This is a genomic window from Klebsiella sp. 141251 (assembly GCF_050600725.1).
Taxonomy (GTDB): domain Bacteria; phylum Pseudomonadota; class Gammaproteobacteria; order Enterobacterales; family Enterobacteriaceae; genus Klebsiella; species Klebsiella aerogenes.
Genome location: NZ_JAQIRG010000001.1, coordinates 940920 through 949835, shown reverse-complemented (window position 1 = coordinate 949835; position 8916 = coordinate 940920). Strand labels below are relative to the sequence as shown.

The 8916-nt window shown below is 55.0% G+C and carries 7 protein-coding genes and 1 other RNA gene; 3 read left to right on the top strand and 5 right to left on the bottom strand.

The genetic code is table 11. The annotated features are described in order from the left end of the window. The first annotated feature begins 74 nt into the window (after positions 1-74). A non-coding RNA gene (locus PGR09_RS04515) (RtT sRNA) lies at positions 75-212 on the top strand. A 755-nt stretch (positions 213-967) separates the two neighbouring features. On the opposite strand, the gene phoH is transcribed toward PGR09_RS04515, so the two are convergent. The 4 genes from phoH to efeU all read right to left on the bottom strand — a co-directional run bounded on the left by phoH (position 968) and on the right by efeU (position 5566). After that, the gene (gene phoH, locus PGR09_RS04510) at positions 968-1756 is read right to left on the bottom strand and encodes a phosphate starvation-inducible protein PhoH (protein ID WP_015367231.1); all 789 of its coding nucleotides are present in this window, start codon (positions 1754-1756) and stop codon (positions 968-970) included. A gap of 510 nt (positions 1757-2266) precedes the next feature. Continuing rightward, positions 2267-3550 (bottom strand): iron uptake transporter deferrochelatase/peroxidase subunit, encoded by a 1284-nt coding sequence (efeB, locus tag PGR09_RS04505; RefSeq protein ID WP_430915833.1) that lies wholly within the window; start codon positions 3548-3550, stop codon positions 2267-2269. A 4-nt stretch (positions 3551-3554) separates the two neighbouring features. Further along, positions 3555-4682 carry an iron uptake system protein EfeO gene (gene efeO / locus PGR09_RS04500; protein ID WP_430915832.1) on the bottom strand — a complete coding sequence of 376 codons (1128 nt, stop codon included), beginning with the start codon at positions 4680-4682 and terminating at the stop codon, positions 3555-3557. A gap of 53 nt (positions 4683-4735) precedes the next feature. Continuing rightward, positions 4736-5566: an iron uptake transporter permease EfeU gene (gene efeU, locus PGR09_RS04495; RefSeq protein ID WP_213797466.1), complete on the bottom strand. Its 831-nt coding sequence runs from the start codon at positions 5564-5566 to the stop codon at positions 4736-4738. 274 nt (positions 5567-5840) lie between these two features. On the opposite strand from efeU, the gene PGR09_RS04490 reads away from it, so the two are divergent. Next, complete coding sequence (locus PGR09_RS04490) at positions 5841-7025, top strand: NupC/NupG family nucleoside CNT transporter (RefSeq protein WP_047043556.1); 1185 nt, start codon at positions 5841-5843, stop codon at positions 7023-7025. Positions 7026-7058: 33 nt separating this feature from the next. On the opposite strand, the gene PGR09_RS04485 is transcribed toward PGR09_RS04490, so the two are convergent. After that, the gene (locus PGR09_RS04485) at positions 7059-7493 is read right to left on the bottom strand and encodes a DUF3574 domain-containing protein (RefSeq protein ID WP_063447263.1); all 435 of its coding nucleotides are present in this window, start codon (positions 7491-7493) and stop codon (positions 7059-7061) included. A gap of 241 nt (positions 7494-7734) precedes the next feature. Here PGR09_RS04485 and PGR09_RS04480 point away from each other — a divergent pair, with 241 nt between their 5' ends. Continuing rightward, a complete protein-coding gene (locus PGR09_RS04480; protein ID WP_074165786.1) occupies positions 7735-8823 on the top strand; it encodes an AI-2E family transporter in 1089 nt (362 codons plus the stop codon). The last annotated feature ends 93 nt before the right edge of the window (positions 8824-8916 follow it).

Genomic DNA, 8916 nt, shown 5'->3' with positions numbered 1-8916 from the left:
GCGAAGCGAGTCAATCCCCCCCTCACCGCCATATTCGAGATGAGAGCTCGTACGAAAGTACGGGCTCTTTTCTTTTATATTCTCCGTTGGGGGGGTGAGAACCCCCGACCGGGGTTCGACAACTGGCGCAGCCAGTTGGACAGACCGCGAACGCAGTAAGCGGTCTGCCCCGCAGGGGCGAGCGAAGCGAGTCAATCCCCCCCTCACCGCCATATTCGAGATGAGAGCTCGTACGAAAGTACGGGCTCTTTTCTTTTATATTCTCCGTTGGGGGGGGACGAGAACCCCCGACCGGGGTTCGACAACTGGCGCAGCCAGTTGGACAGACCGCGCACGCAGTAAGCGGGCTGCCCCGCAGGGGCGAGCGAAGCGAGTCAATCCCCCCCTCACCGCCATATTCGAGATAAGAGCCCGTACGAAAGTACGGGCTTTTTTTCGCATGTGGCACCGCCGCCCTTCCCGGGGTCGGCATAAATGCCTCGCCCGGGCTACCCATCCCACAGGCCGCACCACCAACCAGTAGCCCGGCCAAGCGCAGCGCCGCCGGGAAACCCCACAGCCCGCACCAACCAGTAGCCCGTCCAGGCGCAGCGCCGCCGGGAATCCCACAGGCCCCACCATCAGTAGCCCGTCCAGGCGCAGCGCCGCCGGGAAACCCCACAGCCCGCACCACCAGTAGCCCGGCCAGGCGCAGCACCGCCGGGAATCCCGAAGGCCGCACCATCAGTAGCCAGTCCAGGCGCAGCGCCGCCGGGAAATCCCACAGGCCCCACCACAGTAGCCCGTCCAGGCGCAGCGCCGCCGGGAACCCCCACAGGCCCCACCACCAGTAGCCCGTCCAGGTGCAGTGCCGCCGGGAAACCCCACAGGCCCACCACCAGTAGCCCGTCCAGGCGCAGCGCCGCGGGAAAATGCTGCAAAAACAACAAAGCCCGGGATATCCCGGGCTTTGCACACTCACTAGTGTTTAATAATAGGCTTTCAACGTTCGCTGGCAAAGCGTTGAACGCACGCAGTCATCGGTAGTAAAGCGCACAATGCCAATCATGTCGTCTTCTTCAAAACGCGACAGCGCGTCACTCAAGCCTGATTTTACGCCAGAGGGCAAATCACACTGGGTAATATCGCCGTTGACGATAACCGTGACGTTCTCCCCGAGGCGGGTTAAAAACATCTTCATTTGCGCCGCGGTCACGTTCTGGGCCTCGTCCAGAATCACCACCGCGTTTTCAAAGGTGCGTCCGCGCATATAGGCGAACGGCGCGATTTCTACCTTGCCGATTTCCGGGCGCAGGCAATATTGCATAAAGGAAGCGCCCAACCTCTTCACCAGCACGTCATATACCGGTCGGAAGTAGGGAGCGAATTTTTCGGCGATATCTCCCGGTAAGAAGCCGAGATCTTCGTCGGCCTGCAGAACGGGACGGGTAACAATAATTCTGTCCACATCCTTATGGATCAGGGCTTCAGCTGCTTTAGCCGCGCTGATCCAGGTCTTCCCGCACCCGGCTTCGCCGGTGGCGAAAATCAGCTGTTTATTGTCGATGGCATTCAAATAATGCGCCTGAGCTTCATTACGCGCCTCAATCGGCGAAAGATCGCGGCTATCCCGCGCCATGCCGATTGCTTCTACGCCACTCATTTGCACAAGCGATGTGACCGATTCTTCTTCACGTTGTTTATGGCTACGCGAATCCCGTCTCAGCACACGTTTTGCCTCACGACGAGCTTTGATCACTGCTTTTTGTCTTCCCATGGATAGCACCTTGCGTTGTTGGTTTACATCACGCGCGTCAAGAGCAACGCGATTATGCGCACGAACGATTGAGGTTTGGCTTCCTTGTAAGCCATTGCTTGCCGGTTGAATGGACAACGAGTCGCGGCTACGCGCACCGCGTACCCTGCCAGAGTTAGCCTGATTAGTAGTGGAAGAAATTGGGGTTACAGAGTGAAAATCGCTGCCGGAAGCTGGGCCCCCGTGCTGGAAAGTACGGTATGTGGTTTTACGTTGTCCGCTACAGGACCTTACCATTCGCGATCTCCATAGTGAGCGACATCACTGCCGGGAACTACCGCGTATGTAATAAGTACATCAAAAATTATTCTTAATGCAACTTATTTTTTACATTGACGCAACAATGATTTCTAAAATCATTGTAGAAAACTATCCGTCATTTGTATTACAGAAATATAACACATGGCAGGAAATATATTGAATCCGAGAAAAACAGCAGAAAACGCCCTGCCTTCGCCGGCAGGACGCCTATCAGGCTTGTAACAGCGATTGTCCAAGATAATGCTGGTCATTCATCACGCCGGGCAACACAAAGAAGTATCCGCCGCCAATCGGTTTAACGTACTCCTCCAGGGCCTCGCCGTTCAGCCGTTTCTGCACCGTCAGGAATCCCTTTTCCAAATCGTGCTGATAGCAAACGAACAATAACCCCATATCCAGTTGCCCTGAGTTGGTGACGCCTAACGAATAGCTGTAACCGCGGCGCATCATCAGGCTGGACTGCGTTTCCGGCGTACGCGGGTTCGCAAGACGAATATGGCTATCAAGGGCAATCACTTCACCGTTCGGATCGCGACTGTAGTCCGGAACATCATGTTCATGCTTCATCCCCAACGGCGCGCCAGAATGTTTATCGCGGCCAAAAATCGTCTGCTGCTCTTTCAGCGGCGTACGATCCCAGAACTCAACGTGGAACTGAATGATACGCGCAGCCTGATAACTACCGCCGATCGCCCAGGCCGGTTCGCCCTGGTCGGCAGTCACCCACACCACGTTATCCATTAGCGCTTTATCCTGGCTCGACGGATTAGCGGTACCGTCTTTAAAGCCCAGCAGATTAATTGGCGTCTCTTTGCCTTTGCTACGGGCCGCGCTATCAGAGATAAACCCTTCCCGCTTCCAGCGCACGCTCAGTAGATCGGGCGTGTGTTTGATAATGTCACGTAGCGCGTGAATGACCGTATCCTGGGTATTGGCGCAAATCTGCAGTAGTAAATCGCCATGGCACAGTGCGGCATCCAGCGAATCATTCGGGAAACGCGTCATTGCCTGCAGTTTTTTTGGCGCTTTATCCACTAATCCAAAGCGCTCATCGAACAGCGAATGGCCGACCGAGACGGTGATAGTCAGGTTATCCGGCGCAATCCACGGCCCTAAAATCCCGGAATCCATCGGCGGCAATCGGGGATTCGGGGTATCCGGCGCCGGACCGCCTGCGGTTAAAAAGGCGATCCGCTGGGTCAGCAAGCGGAACAGGCGTTCGAGGTCAGCTTTATCCGCCGCCAGTACATCAAACGCCACCAGCATCATCGAGGCCTGCTGCGGCGTCAGGATGCCCGCCTGATGCGGGCCATAAAATGGCTGTTTTTCCTGACGCGCATCCGGAGCGAGCGTGCCGGGGGAGCTTTCCGCTTTCGCCGCCTGCGCCATCGGGCAACCGCCGCTGATGGCCAGCGCGCCGCCAAGCGCGCCGATCCCCTTCAGTAAGCGGCGACGTGACGGTTCATTCACGTCGCGTGGTTTCTGTTGTGTCATCGAATTAATCCAGGCCCAAAATTCCGCGCAGTTGAGCCAGATCTTCTGCCAGCGTCGTGATCGGCCCTTTCAGCGCATTACGGTCAGCGGTGGTGAGCTTGTCATAGGTCTCGAAACCGTCTTTCGTGCGGTATTTAGCAAGGATGGCATCAACTTTTTTGAAGTTGGCGTCAACTTTGGCCAGCAGCGCGCTATTATCCTTTTGCAGCTGCGGGCGCAGCAGGTCGACGATTTTCTGTGCGCCGTCGATATTGGCCTGGAAGTCCCACAGGTCGGTATGGCTGTAACGATCTTCTTCGCCGCTAATTTTGCTGGCCGCCACTTCTTCAATCAGCCCCGCCGCGCCGCCTACCACTTTCGACGGCGGGAAGGCCAGCTCGCTAATGCGTTTTTGCAGTTCCAGCACATCGCTGTTCAACTGTTCGGCATAGTTTTCCATTCCCTTCACACTGTTATCGCCAAACAGCGCTTTTTCCAGACGGTGGAAGCCGGTAAATTTCGGGTCTTCGGCTTTTTTCTCGAAATCATCTTCACGGGCGTCAATGCTGCCGTCGAGGTCGGAGAACAATTCGGCAATCGGTTCGATGCGCTCGTAGTGCTGACGGGTCGGGGCATACAGCGCCTTCGCTTTCTCGATATCACCGGCTTTTACCGCATCGGTAAAGGCTTTAGTACCGCTAACCAGCTGCGCGGTCTCCGCGGTAACGTAGGCTTTATACGCAGTAATCGCCTCGCCAAGACTCAGCACCGCATCGGCTTTCGCCGCATCTTTGCTGCTTTCACCGGTGACAATAAGCTTACCTTTCGGGTTAGTCAGCAGGCCGCAGGTCATATCGTATTCGCCCGGCTGCAGTTTAGCCGTCAATTTTTGCGTGAATCCTGGCGCGATGTTTTCCCGCTCCTCGACCACCATCACTCCTTTCAGGATCTCCCACTCCAGCGCTTTCTGGCTGTGGTTCTGGATGATGAACTGGGTTTTACCCGCCTTCACCGTTACCTGCATAGGTTCGCACTGCTTATCGTTGACGGTAACTTTAACCTGCGGAATATCCGCAGCCTGAGCGTAAAAGGCGGAACTAAACAGCGCGGCGACGGTTAACTGCAGCGCAGTACGGCGAAAATGAATTATCATGACCATCCCTTTCGAAAAGTATGTTGTAACTATATTAATCAGCGGCGCCTGAATTACGCGGCTCGCGATGCTGTCGTTTTGCTGCCCGGCGGCAAGGCAAAGCACACCAGCGCCGGGATCAAATAGAAGAGATAAACCGCCACTTCACTGACGGTGGGCGTCTCCTGATAACCAAAGATGCCTTCCAGCAGCGTACCGAACAGCGTATGCGTCGATACCACGTTGCTAAGGTCAAAGGCGACATTCTGGAAGTAATTCCACAATCCCGCCTCATGGAAAGCACGAATCGCCCCGGCGGCCAGACCGGCCGCCACCAGCAGGATAAACAGACTGGTCCATTTGAAGAACACGCCGAGATTAAGGCGGATACCGCCCCAGTAAAGCAGGAAACCTAATACTACCGCCGTCGCCAGCCCGAGCATCGCCCCCAGCGGCGGCCAGATGCCCACATCCTGCTGGAATGCCGCCAGCAGGAAAAAGACCGACTCCAGGCCTTCGCGGGCAACCGCAAAAAACACCATCATCACCAGCGCCCAGCCGTGGTTATTCCCGCGCTGCAGCGCGTTATCCACCGCCTGCTCCAGCTGTTGTTTGACGTTGCGCGACACTTTACGCATCCAGAACACCATCCAGGTGAGGATAAATACCGCTATCACCGCCACGATGCCTTCAAACAGTTCCTGCTCGCGCTGCGGAAATTCTCCGGTGGTCTCGTTGATAAAAATCCCCAACCCGAGACAGAGCGCCGCCGCGAGGAATACGCCAATCCACATGACGCCGATCCAGCTGCCGCGCTGGGTTCGTTTTAAATAGCTGGCAATCAGGCTGACAATCAGCGCGGCTTCCAGCCCTTCGCGTAACATGATGAGAAATGGAACAAACATGCCGAAACCCTTAAATGTGAACCGCCGTCAACGGATGCAAAGATAGGTAAATATTTATGATAGTGATTATCATTACAACAATGAGAAACACAAGCGAAATGTTCAGGGAATGATGACAAGTTGTAAATTAATCGCTACAAAATAGTCACTTACGAAAATATCTCACCAGCTAAGCATTAAAATGGCAAATAGCATGATTTTTTATATCGCATATTTACCGGACCGTAGCGCTGTGGCTAAATGGCGGTCCTGATTTATCTGCGAAATAAATAACATGACTCAAATTTTGCACTTCCTGCTGGCGCTGGCGGTTATTCTCGCCCTCGCCTGGCTTGCCAGCTATGACCGTCAAAAAATCCGCATTCGCTACATTCTGCAGTTAATTATTATTGAAATCGCCCTGGCTTTCTTTTTCCTTCACGCCGAAAGCGGGTTATGGGTAGTGAAAAATATTTCAGGCTTTTTTGCTTCGTTACTCGGGTTCGCCGCTGAAGGGACCAACTTCGTATTTGGCGGGATGGGTGAAAAAGGGCTGGCCTTTATTTTCCTCGGCGTACTGTGTCCAATCGTCTTTATTTCCGCGCTGATAGGTATTCTGCAACACTGGCGTATTCTGCCGATCTTTATTCGTCTGATCGGCACCCTGCTGTCGAAGGTGAACGGCATGGGCAAGCTGGAATCATTCAATGCCGTCAGCTCGCTGATCCTCGGCCAGTCGGAAAACTTTATTGCTTACAAAGGCGTACTCGGGGACCTTTCTCCGCGTCGCCTGTTCACGATGGCGGCGACCGCCATGTCAACGGTATCGCTGTCGATCGTCGGCGCCTATATGACCATGCTTGATGCGAAATACGTGGTGGCGGCGTTGATTCTTAATATGTTCAGCACCTTTATTGTGCTGTCGATTATTAACCCTACGCGCCCCGGCAGCGAAGCTGAAATAAAGCTTGAAAAGATGCATGAATCGCAGAGTTTCTTTGAAATGCTGGGCGAATATATCCTGGCGGGCTTTAAGGTGGCGATGATTATTCTGGCGATGCTAATCGGCTTTATCGCCCTGATTAGCGCCGTTAATGCGTTATTTGCGACCGTTTTCGGCCTAAGCTTCCAGCAAATCCTCGGTTACGTGTTTTATCCGCTGGCGTGGCTGGTGGGTATTCCATTAAGCGACGCGCTAAATGCCGGGAGTATTATGGCCACCAAGCTGGTCGCTAACGAATTCGTGGCGATGATCGAGCTGCAGAAAATTGCCGCCAGCATGACGCCGCGCGGGCTAGGGATCCTTTCCGTGTTTCTCGTCTCGTTCGCCAACTTCGCCTCCATTGGCATCATTGCCGGGGCGATTAAAGGGCTTAACGAGCAACAGGGCAACACCGTTTCCCGCTTCGGCCTGCGTCTGGTCTATGGCGCGACGCTGGTTAGCCTGCTGTCCGCCAGTTTTGCCGGGCTGGTGCTGTAACTCGTCGGGCGGGGGCTCTCCCCGCCCTGTTCGTCAGAAATGTACGCACACCGGCTGATCAACGCGCATAACGGACTCCTGGGCGAATCGCGTCTTATACGTATTACGCAGCGCTTCAATCCCCTGCTCACTTTTCGCATCATTGCTGTGAATCAGCATCAGCGCCTTGCTGGACTCGCGGGCCACTGCGCCATTGTTACCTAACCACTGGCCGCGGGCATCAAAAACCGTCAAGCCATCGCGAAAACGCGGCGTCACATCGCGGTCGACAAACTGCTGCCACTCCTGGGCGGTAATATCTTTCCCCGCTGGCCGGCTAAGGCCGAAATAAAGGGTGGTTTGCACCATCGCGTTGTCCGCCGGACAGGCGTTATTATCAACGCGCGCGGCGCTTTTCTCGGATGGCGCCACGCATCCTGTCAACAGTGCGGCAACGATCAGCGCCGCGGCGGCCTGGGGTAATTTCATTTGCTATCCTCATTGTTTTTTGTACCCAGATATCAGCGTATTTTCAGTGAATTAGCAAGAGAGGCGCGAACATTACTCTCTGGCGATACGGCGTATTTTCTTTTGTTCTACACTGATAAACACAGCCTGGGCGAAATTCTTTTTTAAATTATTTCCTGCGTTTTTTATTTCAAAGACTTCTCTATAGTTGAGCGTTTTTAACTGGCCTGGCGGCCGCGTAAAATAACAACTGGAATAATTCATGATAGAAAATAATGAGTTAGCTAATATTGAGAAAAGAATTGTCACCCGCTTTCTCGATATGTTTATTAAGTTCGGCTTGATACTGGCGCTGGCCTCCTTCTGCTTTACCGTCTTCTCGCCGTTCCTGAACATGATGCTATGGGCGCTGATCCTGGCCGTCACCCTCTACCCTTTACATCAACACATCGCGCGACGTATCGGCGGGCGACAGGGGCTGGCATCAACCATATTGGTATTATTCGGCCTGCTGATTATCGTCATACCGACCATTTTCATGGTGACCTCGCTTGGCGAAAGCGCCGGTAGCCTGATTGATAAGGTCAGCGGTAGCGATCTCACGCTGCCGCCGCCATCGGCCAACGTCGCCTCTATTCCCCTCGTAGGCGGTAAGCTGTATGCGTTCTGGCTGAAGGCCTCGGCGGACCTGCCGGCGGTACTGAGCAGTTATCACACGCAAATTGGCGAGGCGGCGAAACTGGTGCTCGGCGTGCTGGCAAGTATGGGCGGCGGGCTGCTGGGCTTTGTCCTCTCCTTTATTGTCGCCGGCGCTATCATGACCTGGGGCGCGGCAGGCGCCAACAGCGCTAAACGTATTGCCATCCGTATCACCGACGAAACTAAAGGTGTTGCCCTGAGCCGTCTGTGCACCGGCACCATCCGCGCCGTCGCGCAGGGGGTGATCGGCGTGGCGCTGATTCAGGCCTTGCTGACGGGAATTATCATTGCATTGGCGGGGATCCCGGCCGCCGGTATCTTCTTCGTGCTGGCGCTGGTGCTCGGTATCGCGCAAATCCCGGTGATACTGGTCACCGCCCCGGCGATTGCCATTATGTGGATGACCGGCGACCACGGCACCGCGGTGAATATCGTGTTTACCGTCCTGCTGATTGTCGCCGGGATGGTCGATAACGTCCTCAAACCGCTAATGCTGGGGCGCGGCGTAGACGCGCCGATGCCGATCGTTCTGCTCGGCGCGTTGGGCGGCATGGCCACCGATGGCATTCTCGGGATGTTTATTGGCGCCACTCTGCTCTCCATCGGGTATCTGATCTTCATGAACTGGGTAAACGAAGGCGCGGCGAAGTAACCGCCTGACCGCCAGCAGCTTTCCGCCGGGCCGTACAGGCGGCAAAAAAAACGGCTCCCTGATGGGAGCCGTTGCGGTTTCTGGTGCTCGCTA